Raw genomic sequence first — 18,250 nt, forward strand, 5'->3', positions numbered from 1 at the left:
CCTCTTTAACCCACAATCAGGAATGTAATGTTTCGACAACCCATGTATCTTTTATACCGCCACCTTGAGATGAATTTACGACCAAAGAGCCAGCTTGCATGGCCACGCGTGTTAAACCACCATGTACAATCTCTGTACGATAAGGTGAGCTCAATACGAATGGACGCAAATCAATATGACGCTCAGCTACTCCTCCCGTAGTTAAAGTCGGAGCAACAGATAAAGCCAAAGTAGGTTGTGCAATGTACATATGAGGCATAGCTATTAACTTTTTTCTAAACTCATCAATTTCGCATGAGCTTGCTTTAGGCCCGATCAACATGCCATATCCACCTGAACCTTGTGCTTCCTTAACGACTAATTGATCCAGATTAGAGAGTACATAGTCTAAGTGTTCTTCTTTACGGCACTGATAAGTAGGTACATTTTTTAGAATTGGTGTTTCATCCAAATAATATTGAATCATTTGGTCTACATAAGGGTAAATAGATTTATCATCTGCCACACCTGTTCCAGGTGCATTTGCAATCACCACATTTTTCTGCAAATAAGCAGACATAAGACCAGCTACTCCTAAAGCACTGTCGGGTCGAAATGCTAAAGGATCTAGAAAATCGTCATCTAAACGGCGATAAATTACGTCTACTTTTTGACGTCCACGAATAGTTTTGACAAATACTTGATCATTTTCTACAAATAAATCTCGATTTGTAACCAATGGCACATCCATCTCACGCGCTAGAAAAGCGTGCTCATAATAAGCACTGTTAAAACGCCCTGGTGTTAGTACCACGACAAAAGGTTGGTCCGCGGAAGAATTTTCTTGCAATATCTCTTTTAAAAGTTTTGGATAATGCTCAATCCCCTGTAAATTATTGGCTGTACATAGCTCAGGCATTAATTTCTGGCTAATGTTTCGGCTTTCAATCATGTAAGACACACCTGAAGGTGTTCTTAAATTATCCTCCAATACAAAAAACTCTCCTTCACCATCACGGATAATATCGATCCCACTAATTTGTGAATAAATTTTCCCCTTTAAAGAATGTTTAAGCATATGGGGCTGGAAAGCATCATTTCCCATAATTTGTTCTTCGGGAATGATTTGTTCTTTTAAAATATGTTGTTCATGATAAATATCATCTAGGAAATAATTTAATGCCTTAACACGCTGTGCACAGCCCGAGGCAATTTTTTCCCATTGCTTTTTCTCGATTACTCTTGGAATTAAATCGAAAGGTATGGTGCGCTCCGTTCCTTCTTTATCACCATAAACATTAAAGGTAATCCCATGATAAAGAAAATGCTGCTTCGCCTGAGCATTTAGCTCTTTTAACTCATCTAAAGTACGGATGCTCAACCATTGTTCAATTTTTTTAGAAGCTGCACCATTTGACGTTACATCATCAAGCATCTCATTAAAGAACTGTGATTTTAGTTGCTCAAAAAGATTGGTTTGCACAGAAATATGTTCTAAAAAAGAGGTAGGGTTAATGAGTGCTGTTGTTGTCTGCTCTTGTATAAAAAAATCATTATCTAGATGTAATTCATGCTCTTGTTCTGACATAACCACCTCGTCTTATCATTTATCTATATTTCATTTTTAAATAAGCAATTTCAGTGCCACTTATATATCTGTAATACTTGTACGGCATCATTGTTATAACTTTCTTCTAAATCTTATCATCCTTTGTCCAACGGGCTATAAACTGAATCTGACAAACTTGCTAAATCTGTAAAGATTTTTTATTGTGTTGACACCAAAGCAATTGGATATAGATGTATTACGCTTATGTCTGTAATAGAAAAAGAAACTTCGAATAGTTTATATCGCCAATGGCAGATCTTGTCTCGCCTACCCACCGGTAAATGGATTGGGACTCGAGAATTGCAAGAAATGCTTGAGCGCGAAGGTATTGAAATCAGTTTAAGGACTATTCAGCGTGACTTAAATCAAATTGCTCAGCGTTTTCCGATAGAGAGCAATAAAGCCGTACCTCAAGGTTGGCGGTGGCAATCGGACGCTCCTATCCAGAGTTTACCTCACATGACAAGTTCTCAAGCGGTAACCTTTATGATGGTTGAGGAGCACCTTAAGCACTTACTTCCTCCAAGTCTGCTTGATGAGATGGGACCATGGTTTGATTTAGCTAAACGTAGTCTCTCTACTCAAAATAACGTAAGACAGTGGATTAACCGTGTACGTATTGTTCCTGCAAGTCAACCGCTTATTCCACCTGTAGTGGATCGTGCCGCTCAGCAGGCAATTTATGAAGGTCTACTACAAGACAAACAGATTGAGTGTGTTTATCGGGCCCGTGTAAACCAAGGCGAAGATAAAACTTATATTTTAAACCCTTTAGCTTTGGTACAAAAAGGTGCAGTCATTTATTTGATTTGCACACGACATGACAAAACTGAAGTGCAAACATTTGCTCTGCACCGTTTTAAATCAGCAAAAGTATTAGATAGTCGTGCCCTCCATCCGGTCAATTTTGATATCGATCATTATATTGATTCAGGCGCTTTAGGCTTTAGAGTGGACTACAACCAGCCAACTGAATCAATTCAGCTCACCTTAACCATGACGGAACAAACTGCGAAAACTTTTTATGAAAGCCAGTTGAGTAAAGACCAAACGATTACTCCACTTGAAGAAAATATTGTAGAAGTTTCAGCGACTGTACCTTTTACATCTCAACTGGTGTGGTGGCTACGTAGTTATGGTAAGAAATTACTACATATTGAGCCAGTTCAAGTACACAACGCTGTACGTGAAATTGAAACTGATAGTAAGTAGATATAAAAAAGAGAACCATACGGTTCTCTTTAGATTTTTAATTATAATTTTCTTAATTTTATATTCTTCTTATATTTTTACTTATTTCTAGATCAAGATGTTCTCCCACACCAAAACTGATCCGCTCTTTCTTTTGCGCTATTTTGAACATGAGCATTGGCATGCCATTTCATATCCATTGTAGCGAATTGATTTCATTGTCATGGTTAAAGCCCTCTTGTTTGAACGTGAATTCAATATAACTGGCGGCTTAAAATATGTGAAATAAGAAAAAAAGGAAGCGAAATCTCTTTTCTTCCTTAGGAGGTTTCCATATATTTTTTGAACAGAAATAAAAAAGCCCAGTTTTAACTAGGCTTTTTTGTATATCTAAATGATTAAGCTGTTTTCTTAATCATATTGTTCTTACGAATTGTGATCATGACAAGTTGAACAGCTGCTGGCGTAACACCAGGAATACGGCTTGCTTGCGCTAATGTTTCTGGAAGCACTGTTTTTAATTTCTGTGTAATTTCGCGTGATAATCCAGACACAACATCATAATCAAAATCGGCAGGAATTTTAGTTTCTTCCAGACGCTTTAATTGAGCAACATCTTCATGTTGACGGTTAATGTAACCTTCATATTTCACAGCAATTTCGATTTGCTCACCCACTTGTTCTGAAACTTCAGAACCAGTAAGTTCTGCAATCTGACCAAAGTTGATGTTAGGACGCTTAAGCAAATCAATTGCACTGCATTCCTTACTCAAATCTGCACCCGTCATTTCAACGAATTTTTTACCCATAGGGTTATTTGGTGCTGCCCATATATGTTGTAAACGAGCGGTTTCACGCTCAACTGCTTCCATTTTTTCACAATAAGCAGCCCAACGTACATCATCAACCAAACCAAGTTCACGACCAATAGAAGTTAAGCGCTGATCCGCATTATCTTCACGCAACATCAAACGATATTCAGCACGTGAGGTAAACATACGGTACGGTTCTTTAGTACCCAACGTGATGAGGTCATCAACCAACACACCCATATAAGCTTGGTCACGTTTAGGTGTCCACTCTTCTTGCTCCCAAGCACGACGCGCAGCATTTAAACCTGCAAGTAAACCTTGGGCACCAGCTTCTTCGTAACCTGTTGTACCATTAATTTGACCAGCGAAATACAAGCCATTAATCGCTTTAGTTTCGAGGGTAAATTTCAAAGCTTGCGGGTTGAAATAATCATATTCAATTGCATAGCCTGGACGTAAGATATGAGCGTTTTCCATACCACGAATTGAGCGTACAAGCTCGAACTGAACATCGAACGGTAAAGAGGTCGAAATACCATTTGGATAAAGCTCATGTGTATCTAGACCTTCTGGCTCCAAGAATACTTGATGTGAGTCTTTATCAGCGAAACGGTGAATTTTATCTTCGATTGATGGGCAGTAACGTGGACCTACCCCCTCAATAACACCCGTATACATTGGTGAACGATCTAAACCACCGCGAATAATGTCGTGGGTTTTTTCGTTTGTATGCGTGATATAACAGTTTACTTGTTCAGGATGCATAGAAGCATCACCCATGAATGACATGACTGGAGACGGGAAATCACCCGGCTGCGGAATCATCACAGAAAAGTCAACTGAACGTGCATCAATACGTGGTGGAGTACCAGTTTTTAAACGACCAACAGGTAGTTTTAATTCACGTAAACGCTGAGCAAGTGCAATAGAAGGAGGATCTCCCGCACGACCACCGCTTGATTTTTCTAAACCAACGTGGATTACACCGCCCAAGAATGTACCTGTAGTCAACACAACAGTTTTTGCATCAAAACGAATACCCATTTGGGTAACAACACCTTTAACGGTATCGCCTTCAACAATCAGGTCATCAGCTGCTTGCTGGAAAATATCAAGATTTGCTTGATTTTCCAAAGTATCGCGGATGGCAGCTTTATAGCGCACGCGGTCAGCTTGAGCACGTGTTGCACGCACAGCTGCACCTTTACGCGAATTTAAAATACGGAACTGAATACCACCTTTATCAGCAGCTAAAGCCATTGCACCACCAAGTGCATCAATTTCGCGTACTAAGTGAGACTTACCAATACCGCCAATTGCTGGGTTACAACTCATTTGGCCCAAAGTCTCAATGTTATGGGTCAAAAGCAAAGTCTGTCGTCCCATACGCGCAGCAGCAAGGGCCGCTTCCGTACCTGCGTGACCGCCACCGATAACGATAACATCATAAACTTTAGGATAGTGCATGAGTACAAAAACACCAGAAAAAAAAGACGGAACATTATAGCAAAATTATCTGCTTATTGATGTACATAATTACAAAATTGTCTTCACATAATTTACGCTACGCCACATGATTTGACATTTTGTTTCATGAATTCAATACAAAGTGAATGTTTTTAAAATTAATTCATCTTAGAATAAAAAATGTACAGAACTTCTATGACTTTAAAATTAACGCAACGAGAAGGAATACAAAATGAAAACGACCATGTTAAAAATCTTAACTGCATCTCTAATTTGTTTTTCAGGCGTAACTTTTACCCATGCTGCTGACACGAGCAAAGCCGAAACGCAAAAACAAATTCGAGTCTGCGCAAAAAAACAGCAAGGTGAATGGGTCTCTTACAATCACAACGGCGTAACCTTTAACGGTACTTGCCAACCAAATGAAAATGGCAAGTTACAATTTAAGGCCCCTGCTCCTTAAACTGTTTTTATACAAGGTATAGTAGAAGTCATTCATTTACCGCTATATCTCATCAGTATTTTCAAAGACGGTCCATTAAAGATGGGCCGTTTTCTTTTTTAAAATGGTCTAGTCGGCTACAATACGCCTTTAAATAAAATTTTTAGGTCCTTTTCGTGAAGTGGTTACAAATACACATTACCGTTGATCAAGAACAAGTTGAGTTCACAGAAACACTTTTAATGTCTCTAGGTGCGGTAAGCGTAACGCTGGATGATGCTGAAGATCAGGCTTTACTTGAACCATTACCAGGTGAAACACCTTTATGGAATAAAGTAATTGTGACAGGCATCTATCAACAAGACGAACAAGACCCAATTGATGTGGACACTTTAGAAGCTTTCTTAAAAGCTCAACTTCCAGATGTTCCTATGCGTCATGAAGAACTCGAAGATCAAGTGTGGGAACGCGCGTGGATGGATTACTATGAGCCAATTCAGATTGGGGAAAAGTTCTGGATCGTGCCTGAATGGCTAGAGCCACCAGAAGCAGACGCAACTAACATTAAGTTAGATCCAGGTCTTGCATTTGGTACAGGTAATCACGCAAGTACTTTCCTATGCTTACAATGGCTGGGTAAAACTGACGTTAAAGATAAAATCGTGATTGATTATGGCTGTGGCTCAGGCATTTTAGGTGTTGCAGCTTTATTATTAGGCGCTAAGAAAGTCTATGCGACAGACATCGACCCACAAGCAGTTTTAGCAACTAAACAAAATGCAGAACTCAATGGTGTATTAGACCGTTTATATGTAGGTCTTCCTGAAGAGTTTGATCAAGAATTCAAACCTCAACAAGCAGATGTTTTAGTCGCAAATATTTTAGCGGGTCCTTTAATGGCACTTGCGCCAGAGTTCGCAAAATTACTTAAATCTGATGGTGATTTCGCACTTGCTGGTGTAATAGAAGAGCAAGTTGCTGATGTTTCAGGTGTTTATTCTGAATTTTTTGATATATTAGATGTCGAAAAGCGCGAAGAAAACTGGTGCCGCATTTCAGGAAAACGTAAAACAACAAATTGAGATGTTTTAACTCATGAATGAAAAACAAACCCGCTGCCCTAAGTGTCTAACAGTTTATAAAGTTTCTCTTACTCAGTTAACTGTTGCTCAGGGTATGGTTTGTTGCCCTAAATGTAATTTAAATTTTAATGCTCTGACTAATTTAGTAAATGTTGAGCAGCCGGAAACGGTAAACTCATCTGCTTTAGCTCATGGCTCTATGCAAACACGATATATGACCCATTCTCATGTGTTAGATATCTTTGATCAAAAAGTTGAGAACTCTAATATTGATCTATTAACCTATCTCAACAACTTAAATTACTTTCATAATGAACCTATTAATGCTTTACCAAACCTTAATTTGGCTGAGCAAGTATCCCCACAAGAACAAGACAACAATAAAAAACATAGTTGGTTGTACTATACGCTCTGGAGCTCTGCCAACCTTATTCTGATTTTAGTTTTTACTTTCCAGATTCTCTGGTTTAACCCTAAACTCATGCATACAAGCCCTACCGTTAGTCATGCATTTAATTATGTTTGCCAAATACTGCACTGCAACAAATCAGCAGAACTGTATCAACTTATCCATATAGAAAAGATAAAAGTTCGTAGAGTTGATGCGAACCATACCCAATTCTCAGGCATATTACTTAATCAGAATGATAAAAGTATTGAGCTTCCTAACTTAAAGTTGATTTTTGCGACAGAACCAAGCAAAACTGAAGAAATCATACTAACTCCTCAGCAATATTTAGTAGAGAACTTACGGGGTATTCAGCGCATTCCATCGAACACCCCTTACCGATTCCAATTTGAGCTAAACAAAAGCAAAAAAAGCCTAGTAAATTATCGATTAGAAATTGTCCACCCCTAAAATGTAAAAAAAGTGAAAAAAAAATAAAAAAAAATGCAGTTAATTTGCTCACTTTTTCCTAGACAATGTTATGATACGCGCCACGAAAGCTTTGACTCATATACTCCTCGCTCTCAATCCAAAAAAAATACTGTTAAGCATGTGTGCTTTTCTACTTTAAGCGCATAGCCTAACTTTTTTTGTTTTTGAGGGGGCTGTAACAAATATTTAATTATTGTTACGCTTATTTTTTATTCAATACGAAGAAATATGGCAAGCTAATTGTTCTTATGTTTTAGAGTCACTGTTTTAGGATCTAAAACAGGACTCCGTATTTTTAGACCACATTTATATACTACTTTACCCAAGTTAGTATTTGATTTTCGGATTAACTCGCATGAATAGCAAATCTCCTATTTTTACTGCACAATCTGATGTTGCTCTTCGCATCCACGTGGATCGCGCAGTTCGCCATTATTTTGCACAATTGCAAGGTGAGCAACCATCTCAGGTATATGACATGGTGCTAGCAGAAATGGAGAAACCTCTTTTATCTGTAGTTCTTGAATATACACGTGGTAATCAAACACGTGCTGCAGAGATTCTTGGACTCAACCGTGGCACTTTACGTAAAAAGTTAAAAGCTCACGGTTTAATGAGTGAATAAATGATAAAATGCTCACGACGTCGTGGGCATTTTTTTATGCTTATTGGTTTTAATCCGTAGACTTGAAATTGTTGAATTAAACATCATGACTATTAAACGTGCTTTGATTTCTGTATCTGATAAGACAGGAATTGTCGAATTTGCTCAAAACCTTGCAGCTCTAGGGGTAGAACTATTATCTACAGGCGGCACATACAAGTTGCTTAAAGATAATAATATCGCGGTTGTTGAAGTATCTGAACATACTGGCTTCCCTGAAATGATGGATGGTCGTGTTAAGACATTACATCCAAAAATTCATGGCGGTATTCTTGCTCGTCGCGGTTTAGATGAAGCAGTTATGGAAGAACACAACATCGATCCGATTGATCTTGTTGTTGTAAACCTTTATCCATTTGCTGCAACTGTTGCAAAACCAGACTGTACTCTTCCTGATGCAATCGAGAATATCGACATCGGTGGTCCTACAATGGTTCGTGCGGCTGCTAAAAACCATGCTTCAGTAGGTATTGTAGTTAATGCTTCAGATTACGACACTGTAATCAATGAATTAAAAACTGCTGGTTCACTTTCTTATGAAACGCGTTTTGATTTAGCAGTTAAAGCATTTGAACATACAGCTCAATACGACGGCATGATCGCTTCTTACCTAGGCGCTCGCGTTGGTAAAACCGAAGGCGAAGCTGATTTATTCCCTCGCACATTCAATACTCAATTGAACAAAGCACAAGATTTACGTTACGGTGAAAACCCACATCAATCTGCAGCATTTTATGTTGAAGCAAATGCAAAAGAAGCATCAGTTTCTACAGCAAAACAGTTACAAGGCAAAGAATTGTCTTATAACAATATTGCTGACACAGATGCAGCACTTGAATGTGTTAAATCATTCGCAAAACCTGCTTGTGTAATCGTAAAACATGCTAACCCTTGTGGTGTTGCTGTTTCTTTAGACGGTATTAAAGCTGCTTATGATTTAGCTTATGCGACTGATCCAGAATCTGCTTTCGGTGGCATTATTGCATTTAACCGTGAGTTAGATGTTGCAACTGCTCAAGCAATTGTAGAGCGTCAATTCGTTGAAGTGATTATTGCTCCAAGTATTGCTGATGGCGTGCTTGAAGTTACTGGCGCTAAGAAAAATGTGCGTGTTTTAGTATGTGGCGAGTTACCTGCAATTGATGCACGTGCACCGCAACTTGACTACAAACGTGTTAATGGCGGCTTACTTGTTCAAGATCAAGACTTGGGCATGATCACTAAAGATGATCTTAAAGTAGTCACTAAGCGTGCACCGACTGAACAAGAAATTGATGACCTCATCTTTGCTTGGAAAGTTGCGAAATATGTAAAATCAAACGCAATTGTTTATGCTAAAAACCGCCAAACTATTGGTGTAGGTGCAGGTCAAATGAGCCGTGTTAACTCAGCTCGTATTGCTGCCATTAAAGCTGAACATGCTGGTTTAGTTGTTGAAGGCGCTGTAATGGCTTCTGATGCATTCTTCCCGTTCCGTGACGGTATTGATAATGCAGCTAAAGCTGGCATTAAATGCATCATTCAACCAGGTGGTTCTATGCGTGATGAAGAAGTAATCGCAGCAGCAGATGAAGCTGGTATTGCAATGGTGTTCACTGGTATGCGCCATTTCCGCCACTAATTTAAATTTAGTCCTCCCTAACCCTCCTTTTATTCAGGAGGGTTTTCCACAATAATGGAGCTAAACTCCACCTTGAGGGATAGAGGGGGATGAAAAGGATTAAAGTTAAGGAACAAATTAAAAATGAATATTTTAGTTTTAGGTAGTGGTGGTCGTGAACATGCTTTGGCATGGAAAATCGCGCAAGATACCAAAGTTACTCAAGTTTTCGTTGCACCTGGAAATGCGGGAACTGCAACTGAAGACAAATGCGTTAATGTTCAGCTCGATATTTTAGACAACCCTGCAATTATCGCTTTTGCTAAAGAAAATAATGTTGAACTTATTATTGTTGGCCCAGAAGCACCTTTAGTGAATGGTGTGGTAGATGCTGCTCGCGAAGCAGGTCTAAAAATTTGGGGACCGACTCAATACGCTGCTCAGCTGGAAGGCTCAAAAGCATTTGCTAAACATTTTTTAAAGCGTCATAACATTCCAACTGCTTTTTATGAAGTATTTACGGAAGTTGATACAGCTAAAGCGTATGTTGAAAAAAATGGTGCACCAATTGTAATTAAGGCAGACGGTCTTGCTGCTGGTAAAGGTGTAATCGTTGCAATGACCAACGAAGAAGCTTTTGCAGCAATTGATGATATGCTTGCAGGCAACAAATTCGGTGATGCTGGTTCACGTGTTGTAATTGAACAGTTCCTTGCAGGTGAAGAAGCTTCTTTCATTTGTATGATTGATGGTAAAAACATTTTACCAATGGCAACTTCACAAGATCACAAGCGTATTTTTGAAGGTGACCAAGGTCCTAATACTGGCGGTATGGGTGCTTACTCTCCTGCTCCGGTGGTAACTTCTGACATTTTCGAACGTGTTATGACTGAAATCATGCGTCCGACTGTTGAAGGTATGGCTGCTGACGGACATGTCTATACTGGTTTCTTATATGCTGGCTTAATGATTGATGAACAAGGTCAACCGCGTGTGATCGAGTTCAACTGTCGTTTCGGTGATCCTGAAACTCAGCCAATCATGATGCGCTTAAAGTCATCTCTTGTTGAATTGGTAGAAGCTGGTATTGCTGGCAATTTACCAAAAGAAGCTGAATGGGATGAACGTAAGTCAATCGGTATCGTACTTGCAGCCGAAGGCTATCCTGATAGCGTACGTAAAGGCGATGTAATTTCAGGTATTGGACAATCACCTGAAGATACTAAAATTTTCCACGCAGGCACTGCAACTCGTGAAGATGGTCACATCGTGACTTCTGGTGGTCGAGTTCTTTGTGTAACTGCACTAGGCGACAGCGTACTTGAAGCACAAATTAATGCACTTGAAGTATGCGGACAAGTGACCTTTACAGGTATGCAATATCGTAGTGACATTGGCTATCGCGCAATTGCACGAGAAAAAGCTGAGTAAAAAACTCTCAACTGATAAAAAGCCCTCTATGAAAGAGGGCTTTTTATATTTCATTCTTATTTATCAAAAAATTTCATATAAATCCCAATTTTTATTCACTGCCAATCAATAAGATCGAAACATGTCCACTATATTGAATATGTTTTTATTGATATGATTAGATAAAGCGTTGGAACTTTCCACAAAGTTATTGTGCCTTTAAATATTAAGGCTCATCATCTAATTCTGTTAGAGATAATAGTTATTTTTAACATTGAATACTTTTAGAAATCGCTTAAAGACTGTGAACTTATGATAGAACTGTTGTGAAAATAGTTTTATTGAGTACAGATCAAAAACGGTAAAAAAAGTATCTGAGGAATTAGAAAAGAGCTAAAAGTTATAACTTTTAGCATTCAAAACTCTGTGACGTGACAACAAAACTCATTTTCTTTTCTAGAGAGCCAGCTAAGTAGTTGATATCTCTCTTAATCAGGACTTTTTTTACATGAAAAAGCTGATCAGTCTTTTTTTAAGCGTGTCTGTACTATTACTTGCAGCTTGCGGTAAACAACAAAGTGAACCACAAGCTGGAAAGAGTGGTGATTCATCACAACTTCAAACTGTGGTTATTGCCTCAACTGGTTCTGACGCTGATATCTGGCGTTATATTTCGACTTTACCAGAAACTAAAGCTGCTGGTGTTAAGCTTGAGGTGAAAAACTTCACTGATTATGTTGCAATGAATACAGCTGTAGCAAATAAAGAAGTTGACTTAAATGCATTCCAATCTTATGCATATTTGGTCGCTTTCAATGCATCAAACAAAGATAAGATTGCACCAGTTGCTACAACTTATCTTGAACCAATGGGTATCTACTCAAGTAAGCATAAAAAAGTAGAAGAATTCCCTCAAGGTGCAAGCATTGCAATTCCTAACGATGCGGCGAATGAAGCTCGCGCGTTATTGTTATTACAAAGTGCTGGCTTAATCAAACTTAAAGCTGATTTCGACCCTGCTAAAGGTACACCAAGCGATATTATCGATAACAGTAAAAAAATTGATATTAAACCAATCCAAATGGCAACTGCTGTACGTGTAAAAGATGAAGTTGATGCAATCGTTTTAGGTAATACTTTAGCGCTGGAAGGTGGTTTAAATGTACTTAAAGATTCTATCTACTATGAACCAGTTGATCAAAGCACTAAACTCAATGTAAATATTCTTGCGGCAGCCGAATCTCGTAAAGATGACCCAATTCTTCAGAAGGTTGGTCAGCTATACCACACTGAAGCTGTTAAAAAATACGTTGAACAACACTTTGGTGGTACAAAAGTTGACGTGAATCAGCCAATCAGCTACCTCACGGAAGCTAAATAGTAATATAATACCGGCAACGCGAAACAGGCAAAGACTCTTTGCCTGTTTTTTCTTTTTAGCATAGTTTTTGACGACATGATTCAATTTAAAAACATTTCAAAGCACTATCAGCTTAAAGGCCAAACTATACGAGCTCTGGACCAAATTAATTTGGAAATTCCAGAAGGGAGTATTTTTGGGATTATTGGCTATAGTGGTGCAGGTAAAAGTACTTTAATCCGCCTGATTAACTTACTTGAACGACCAAATGAAGGTCAGGTTATCATTAATCAAAAGGACTTCACTGCTTTGGATGCGCGTTCATTACGTCAGGAACGTGCAAATATTGGTATGATTTTTCAGCACTTCAATTTGCTACAAACCAAGACGGTTGCTGAAAATATCGAAATGCCAATGCGTCTGCTGAATTACAATAAGGCAGAACGTGAAAAGCGCTTAAATGAGTTATTGGAGTTCATTGATCTTAAGCATAAAAAAGATGCTTATCCAGATGAGCTTTCTGGCGGCCAAAAGCAACGTGTCGGTATTGCTCGTGCTTTGGCAAATCATCCAAAAATTCTTTTGTGTGATGAAGCAACCTCTGCCCTCGACCCACAAACAACCAAGTCTGTTTTAGAGCTACTCAAGAAAATCAATCAAGAGCAAAAAATCACAATTGTTATGGTGACCCATGAAATGGATGTCATTGAAACTGTTTGTGATCATGTAGCTGTGATGGAAGCAGGTAAAGTCATTGAACAAGGTTCAACGATTGATATCTTTAGTAAACCTCAACATCCGACAACTAAAAACTTCATTCAAACTGTTTTACATCAACAGTTGCCTGTGAATATTTTAAATCAACTCGAAAATCAGCATCATCATAGCATCTACTGTTTACAGTTCTTAGGCCGCTCGGCTCAAGAGCCAGTAATTCAGTCACTGATTAAACAATTTGATATTAGCTTAAATATCTTGTTCGCTAACATGACTGAAATTAATGGTACTGTGATTGGTCAAATGTTTGTGCAGCTTCTAGGTGATCCCCAGTTGATTAAACAGGCTATCGAGTTTTTAGAACAAAATGAAGTAGGTGTAGTTCAATCAGGAGATCAAGTATGAGAGATTTTATCGTACAATGGTTGACTGAACTTACTCAACCTTTCTGGCACAGTTCTCTTTCAATTGACCAGTTTGTAACAGCATTGCAAGAAACATTTCACATGGTGTTTTTTGCGCTTTTATTTGGTGGTATTTGGGGATTCATTCAAGGAATTATTCTACTTGTAACTCGTCCAGAAGGTATTTTGCCAAATAGATTCATTTATCATTTACTCAACCCGATTGTAAATGCGTTACGCTCTCTGCCATTTATTATCTTACTTATTGCAGTGATTCCTCTTACCAAGTTACTGGTAGGTACTTCAATTGGTACGTGGGCAGCGATCGTTCCTTTAACAATTTATGTTGGGCCATATATGGGACGCCTGATTGAGACTTCCCTGCTTGAAGTAAATGAAGGAATTATTGAATCTGCTCAGGCGATGGGTGCTACACCTTGGCAAATTATCTCCCGCTTTGTTTTGCCAGAAGCACGCAGTTCACTCATTTTAAACTTAACCACAGCGACCATCAGTCTCATTGGTGCAACAGCAATGGCTGGTGCAGTGGGCGCAGGTGGTATTGGTGATTTAGCTATTTCGTATGGTTACCAACGTTTTGATACAAGTGTGGTCATTTTAACAGTGATCGTCCTATTGCTCTTAGTACAGATTGTACAGACACTAGGCAACTGGCTCGCAAAGGTACGTTAAATCATCCATATAAAAAGCTCCCTACATGGGGGCTTTTTTGTTTTATATAAATCCTTTTCATCAACTAGTTCAGTGCATGGGTTAATACTATTTTCTGTTATGATCAAAATTAGTGATTATTTACTCTTTGGATTTGGTTTTAGGATAAAACAATGCGTTATAGAATTCATTTTATTGATGTACAGAATGCCCTCCAAAACTATATCTGGATTTTAGAAGATACCGAAACCCAAGAAGCTGTTGTAGTTGATCCAACAGAGGCAGAACTCGTTACCCAATTTTGTCAGAATCATCAGTTAAATTTAAAACAAATCTGGCTTACACATTGGCATAAAGACCATATTGGTGGAGTTGCTGATTTAACTGCTGCCCAAAATATTACAGTGTATGGTCCACGTGATGAGCTTTCAAAAATTCCAGGGATTACCCATCCGTTAAAGCATAATGACCATCTAAAGTTTAATGATTTAAAAGTAGAGATTATTGCGACCCCTGGTCATACTTTAGGTCATATTGTCTATTTTATTGAAGAGTTAGAAGCTGTATTCTGCGGCGACACTTTATTTGCAATGGGATGTGGTCGATTATTTGAAGGTACGGCAGAACAAATGTATCACTCACTTAGTCGTTTAGCAGCATTACCTACACAAACCAAGGTATATTGCACGCATGAGTACACACTTTCAAATGCCGAATTTGCATTAACGGTAGAACCACACAACCATGCTTTATCTGAACGAGCTGAAGAAGTCCGTGAGCTACGTAAGCAAGGATTAATCACCCTACCCAGTACCATAGAACTTGAATTAGCAACAAATCCTTTTCTTCGGGCAGAAAGTGCCGAAGACTTTGCTCACTTACGTGCCCTTAAAGATAATTTCTAAAATTAATTTTCAATAAAAGATACGGTTTCATTTTAAAAACTGTATCTTTTTGCATAGTTCAGATTCATGGTAATTATTTTTTACATTTACTTTATTCTTATTTATTCAGCTTTTTTAAAATTTCGCCAAATTTATATTTTTTAAAAAAATGCCAAAGAACAATTTTTTTAAATAAAAAGCTTTTATTTTTTAGTTACATAACCTCTCCATAATTTTATAAAAAAGAAAACTTTCCTTTCTCTAGCTTACTTTTTTTACAAGTTGCAAAATAAAACAAAGATTTCCCCCTTTAAAAAATCTAATTAAAACCCTATTAATAAATAAGATGTAATGCCACGGATAGAAGGAGTTCTCACGTGAAAAAGGTTGTTAAAGCTAAAAATTTGATTGCGTTTCGCATTTGGTTAGAAAAGTTAGGGTATTCAGTTAAAAATCTTGCTGATGGAAAAGGTTTTACTTTCAGTTTTAAAAAAGAATATGGTTTAGTGACCTGTGATTTGGCAGGAAACTCATTAGCGATGCAATTAGGTGAAGAGTTTGAGGATCACTTAAAAGCATAATTTTTACGACTCAATTTTTTATTTAAGATTGTCTTTTTTAAAAAGATAAGTAATAGCAGAACTTTAGAATGGTTTAATTAAAATATATTTTTAGATGTTAAAAAATCTGTAGCCGGGCTACTCTCCCAAATTGCCCTTAGCTACAGATTTTTTTATAAGGTTATTCTGCTTTATGGTTCTTTAAGGCTTTATCTAAAAGTTCTTTATCTAAAGCTTTATCCCAACGTGCTACAACAATTGTTGCGCAGGCATTACCTACTAAGTTTGTTAATGCACGACACTCAGACATAAAACGGTCAATACCAAGAATTAACGCCATACCTGCAACAGGAACAGCTGGTACAACCGATAGAGTTGCAGCCAGAGTAATAAAGCCTGCACCAGTCACCCCTGCTGCACCTTTAGAACTTACCATTGCAACAAGAAGCAAGGCAATTTGTTCACTAATGGATAAGTCTACGTTACACGCTTGGGCAATAAACAGAGCCGCCATAGTCATGTAGATATTTGTACCATCAAGGTTAAATGAGTAACCTGTTGGAATCACCAAACCGACTACCGATTTTTCACAACCTGCTTTTTGCATTTTATCCATTAAAGATGGTAAAGCTGCTTCAGAAGAACTTGTTCCTAAAACTAACCAAAGTTCATCTTTGATATAACGGATTAAATGAATAATTGAGAAGCCATTATAACGAGCTACAGCTCCTAAGATCACGATGACAAACAACACCGCTGTAATATAGAACGTCATAATTAATAGTAATAAATTACCAATTGATTCAATTCCATACGCACCGATGGTAAAAGCCATTGCACCAAAAGCACCGATTGGAGCTAGCTTCATTAACATACCAACTAGGTAGAAAACTGGAGCTGTTAAGTTATTTAAGAAGTCGGTAATTGGACGTGCACGGTCACCCAATGCAGCCAAAGAAATACCAAATAACACCGCTACAAACAGAACCTGCAAAATCTCGCCACCTGCCAGAGGGCTGACGAGTGTTTGCGGGATAATATTCATGAAGAAGTCAGTAATATTTGTTGCATGCGCCTTTTCAACATAAGTATTTACTTTGTCGTTGACTAAGGTAGCGGGATCAATATTAAGACCTTTACCAGGTTGGATAATATTTGCCACAATCATACCAACCACAAGCGCCAAGCTTGAGAAAGTAAGGAAATAAAGCATAGCTTTACCAGTTACACGGCCGACTCGGCTCATGTTTGTCATACTGGCAATGCCTGTAACAACAGTTAAAAAGATGACGGGAGCAATAATCATTTTAACGATCTTGATGAATGCATCACCAAGCGGTTTTAAACTTTCGCCAAGTTCTGGGTAAAAATGACCAATTAAAATGCCCAAAATAATTGCAAAGATGACCTGTACATACAAAATTTGGTGAAACTTCTGTTTTTTCTGTACCGTTTCTTGGTCAAGGGTATTGAAATCCATTATCTAAATACCTTTTTGATGGGGATAAAAAAATAAAATATAAAGCGTGCACCACAAGCTGCTTTATCAAGGAAAAGCCATTGTAAAGAATAAAAAACGGGCTGTGTTATAAATTTAAAAAATGTCAAATTCAGTAATCATGCATTAAACTGTATAAAATCATTTTAATTTTTGAGTTTTTAAAGATAAAAATATTAATAAATTCTACTCTAAGTTATTATTTATCTTTTATATTTTTAACAAAAGCAAGCACAAGAATGGGTATGTAGACTTAATGATGTCACATGTGCAAAACATTTATTAAATAAATGATTTTATAAAAAACATGTAGATTATGAATTATGAAAATTTAATTTAAAAATAATAAGAAAAATTGATATATAATTTTACAACCCTATAAGCTATTACTTATTTCGGTAAATATTCTACTCAAGCCATCCTTTTAATTAAATGACATAAGAATGTGCTTTAAATAAACGTGCTAATAAAGTTTGGACATAGTCTAAGCCTAACGCTCGATCAGTGAATAAAATACGGAACAGCATAGGTGCAATCACAGCTTCAATAATTTCTTCATTATTTATAGTTAGTTCATTACGTGATTTAGCTCTGGCCTGAATAATATCAAGTTGTTGAATAATTAAAGTTTCACATTTTCGAGCATTTGAACAATCATTTGTATATAGCACATCACGCAATAATGTTTGACCAACTTCAGAAGAGTATTCTTCAAAATATTGTTCAATCCATGCCGTGATATCAAGTTGAAATGAACCTAAATCTTTTGGCTCCATATCTGGCTTAAGTTCATTTAGAGCTACATCTGAAAATAGCTGATTGATATCGCCCCAACGGCGATAAATAGTTGAAGGTGTTACTCCTGCTTTTTGAGCAATCATAGGTATAGTAATTTGGCTTTGCTCTAAATTTTTTTGAAGCTCTTTTACTGCTTGATGTACCGCAGTTTGAATTCTTTCACTACGACCACCTGGACGTAACCCAGTAACAACTTTTGCCATTAATCAGCTCTACTTCAA

The 18,250-nt window shown here is 37.6% G+C and carries 16 protein-coding genes; 12 read left to right on the forward strand and 4 right to left on the reverse strand.

The window, feature by feature from the left end:
* Positions 1-16: 16 nt before the first annotated feature.
* The gene (locus tag KTI79_RS02535) at positions 17-1,567 is read right to left on the reverse strand and encodes a circularly permuted type 2 ATP-grasp protein (RefSeq protein WP_032054178.1); all 1,551 of its coding nucleotides are present in this window, start codon (positions 1,565-1,567) and stop codon (positions 17-19) included.
* A gap of 225 nt (positions 1,568-1,792) precedes the next feature.
* On the opposite strand from KTI79_RS02535, the gene KTI79_RS02540 reads away from it, so the two are divergent.
* Positions 1,793-2,800: a helix-turn-helix transcriptional regulator gene (locus KTI79_RS02540; protein ID WP_032054179.1), complete on the forward strand. Its 1,008-nt coding sequence runs from the start codon at positions 1,793-1,795 to the stop codon at positions 2,798-2,800.
* Positions 2,801-3,177: 377 nt separating this feature from the next.
* Here the strand turns inward: KTI79_RS02540 and mnmG are convergent, their stop codons facing one another.
* Positions 3,178-5,058, reverse strand: coding sequence for a tRNA uridine-5-carboxymethylaminomethyl(34) synthesis enzyme MnmG (mnmG, locus tag KTI79_RS02545; RefSeq protein ID WP_032054180.1), 1,881 nt, complete (start codon positions 5,056-5,058; stop codon positions 3,178-3,180).
* 232 nt (positions 5,059-5,290) lie between these two features.
* Between mnmG and KTI79_RS02550 the strand changes: the two genes are divergently transcribed.
* The 11 genes from KTI79_RS02550 (at position 5,291) to KTI79_RS02600 (ending at position 15,754) form a co-directional block, all read left to right on the forward strand.
* Positions 5,291-5,521: a hypothetical protein gene (locus KTI79_RS02550; RefSeq protein ID WP_000859008.1), complete on the forward strand. Its 231-nt coding sequence runs from the start codon at positions 5,291-5,293 to the stop codon at positions 5,519-5,521.
* A gap of 155 nt (positions 5,522-5,676) precedes the next feature.
* Positions 5,677-6,582, forward strand: coding sequence for a 50S ribosomal protein L11 methyltransferase (prmA, locus tag KTI79_RS02555; protein WP_000871703.1), 906 nt, complete (start codon positions 5,677-5,679; stop codon positions 6,580-6,582).
* 13 nt (positions 6,583-6,595) lie between these two features.
* Positions 6,596-7,441: a zinc-ribbon and DUF3426 domain-containing protein gene (locus KTI79_RS02560; protein WP_032054181.1), complete on the forward strand. Its 846-nt coding sequence runs from the start codon at positions 6,596-6,598 to the stop codon at positions 7,439-7,441.
* Between the two features lie 376 nt (positions 7,442-7,817).
* Positions 7,818-8,087, forward strand: a complete 270-nt coding sequence (gene fis / locus KTI79_RS02565) for a DNA-binding transcriptional regulator Fis (RefSeq protein WP_001086304.1) — start codon at positions 7,818-7,820, stop codon at positions 8,085-8,087.
* Positions 8,088-8,172: 85 nt separating this feature from the next.
* Complete coding sequence (gene purH / locus KTI79_RS02570; RefSeq protein ID WP_025465553.1) at positions 8,173-9,747, forward strand: bifunctional phosphoribosylaminoimidazolecarboxamide formyltransferase/IMP cyclohydrolase; 1,575 nt, start codon at positions 8,173-8,175, stop codon at positions 9,745-9,747.
* Positions 9,748-9,870: 123 nt separating this feature from the next.
* Positions 9,871-11,157 carry a phosphoribosylamine--glycine ligase gene (purD, locus tag KTI79_RS02575; RefSeq protein WP_032054182.1) on the forward strand — a complete coding sequence of 429 codons (1,287 nt, stop codon included), beginning with the start codon at positions 9,871-9,873 and terminating at the stop codon, positions 11,155-11,157.
* A 487-nt stretch (positions 11,158-11,644) separates the two neighbouring features.
* Positions 11,645-12,517, forward strand: a complete 873-nt coding sequence (locus KTI79_RS02580) for a MetQ/NlpA family ABC transporter substrate-binding protein (RefSeq protein WP_032054183.1) — start codon at positions 11,645-11,647, stop codon at positions 12,515-12,517.
* Between the two features lie 75 nt (positions 12,518-12,592).
* Positions 12,593-13,618 (forward strand): methionine ABC transporter ATP-binding protein, encoded by a 1,026-nt coding sequence (locus KTI79_RS02585; protein ID WP_016140547.1) that lies wholly within the window; start codon positions 12,593-12,595, stop codon positions 13,616-13,618.
* Positions 13,615-14,310, forward strand: coding sequence for a methionine ABC transporter permease (locus tag KTI79_RS02590; protein ID WP_016140546.1), 696 nt, complete (start codon positions 13,615-13,617; stop codon positions 14,308-14,310). The genes KTI79_RS02585 and KTI79_RS02590 overlap by 4 nt, the downstream gene beginning before the upstream one ends.
* Before the next feature lie 152 nt (positions 14,311-14,462).
* Entirely contained in the window at positions 14,463-15,194 is a 732-nt protein-coding gene (gene gloB, locus KTI79_RS02595) for a hydroxyacylglutathione hydrolase (protein WP_032054184.1), read from the forward strand.
* Between the two features lie 356 nt (positions 15,195-15,550).
* A complete protein-coding gene (locus KTI79_RS02600) occupies positions 15,551-15,754 on the forward strand; it encodes a hypothetical protein (protein WP_002119766.1) in 204 nt (67 codons plus the stop codon).
* Between the two features lie 160 nt (positions 15,755-15,914).
* Here the strand turns inward: KTI79_RS02600 and KTI79_RS02605 are convergent, their stop codons facing one another.
* Positions 15,915-17,213, reverse strand: coding sequence for a dicarboxylate/amino acid:cation symporter (locus tag KTI79_RS02605; protein ID WP_032054185.1), 1,299 nt, complete (start codon positions 17,211-17,213; stop codon positions 15,915-15,917).
* A 446-nt stretch (positions 17,214-17,659) separates the two neighbouring features.
* Positions 17,660-18,232, reverse strand: a complete 573-nt coding sequence (locus tag KTI79_RS02610; RefSeq protein WP_086376124.1) for a TetR/AcrR family transcriptional regulator — start codon at positions 18,230-18,232, stop codon at positions 17,660-17,662.
* Positions 18,233-18,250 lie beyond the last annotated feature (18 nt).

The sequence above is a fragment of the Acinetobacter sp. WU_MDCI_Abxd143 genome (genome assembly GCF_025514195.1).
Classification (GTDB): domain Bacteria; phylum Pseudomonadota; class Gammaproteobacteria; order Pseudomonadales; family Moraxellaceae; genus Acinetobacter; species Acinetobacter pittii_H.

Coding starts and splice junctions, on each gene's coding strand:
- KTI79_RS02540 (WP_032054179.1), top strand. CDS start 1,793: ATGTCTGTAATAGAAAAAGAAACTTCGAATAGTTTATATCGCCAATGG.
- KTI79_RS02535 (WP_032054178.1), bottom strand. CDS start 1,567: ATGTCAGAACAAGAGCATGAATTACATCTAGATAATGATTTTTTTATA.
- KTI79_RS02590 (WP_016140546.1), top strand. CDS start 13,615: ATGAGAGATTTTATCGTACAATGGTTGACTGAACTTACTCAACCTTTC.
- mnmG (WP_032054180.1), bottom strand. CDS start 5,058: ATGCACTATCCTAAAGTTTATGATGTTATCGTTATCGGTGGCGGTCAC.
- purD (WP_032054182.1), top strand. CDS start 9,871: ATGAATATTTTAGTTTTAGGTAGTGGTGGTCGTGAACATGCTTTGGCA.
- purH (WP_025465553.1), top strand. CDS start 8,173: ATGACTATTAAACGTGCTTTGATTTCTGTATCTGATAAGACAGGAATT.
- KTI79_RS02550 (WP_000859008.1), top strand. CDS start 5,291: ATGAAAACGACCATGTTAAAAATCTTAACTGCATCTCTAATTTGTTTT.
- KTI79_RS02560 (WP_032054181.1), top strand. CDS start 6,596: ATGAATGAAAAACAAACCCGCTGCCCTAAGTGTCTAACAGTTTATAAA.
- KTI79_RS02605 (WP_032054185.1), bottom strand. CDS start 17,213: ATGGATTTCAATACCCTTGACCAAGAAACGGTACAGAAAAAACAGAAG.
- gloB (WP_032054184.1), top strand. CDS start 14,463: ATGCGTTATAGAATTCATTTTATTGATGTACAGAATGCCCTCCAAAAC.
- KTI79_RS02585 (WP_016140547.1), top strand. CDS start 12,593: ATGATTCAATTTAAAAACATTTCAAAGCACTATCAGCTTAAAGGCCAA.
- KTI79_RS02610 (WP_086376124.1), bottom strand. CDS start 18,232: ATGGCAAAAGTTGTTACTGGGTTACGTCCAGGTGGTCGTAGTGAAAGA.
- KTI79_RS02580 (WP_032054183.1), top strand. CDS start 11,645: ATGAAAAAGCTGATCAGTCTTTTTTTAAGCGTGTCTGTACTATTACTT.
- fis (WP_001086304.1), top strand. CDS start 7,818: ATGAATAGCAAATCTCCTATTTTTACTGCACAATCTGATGTTGCTCTT.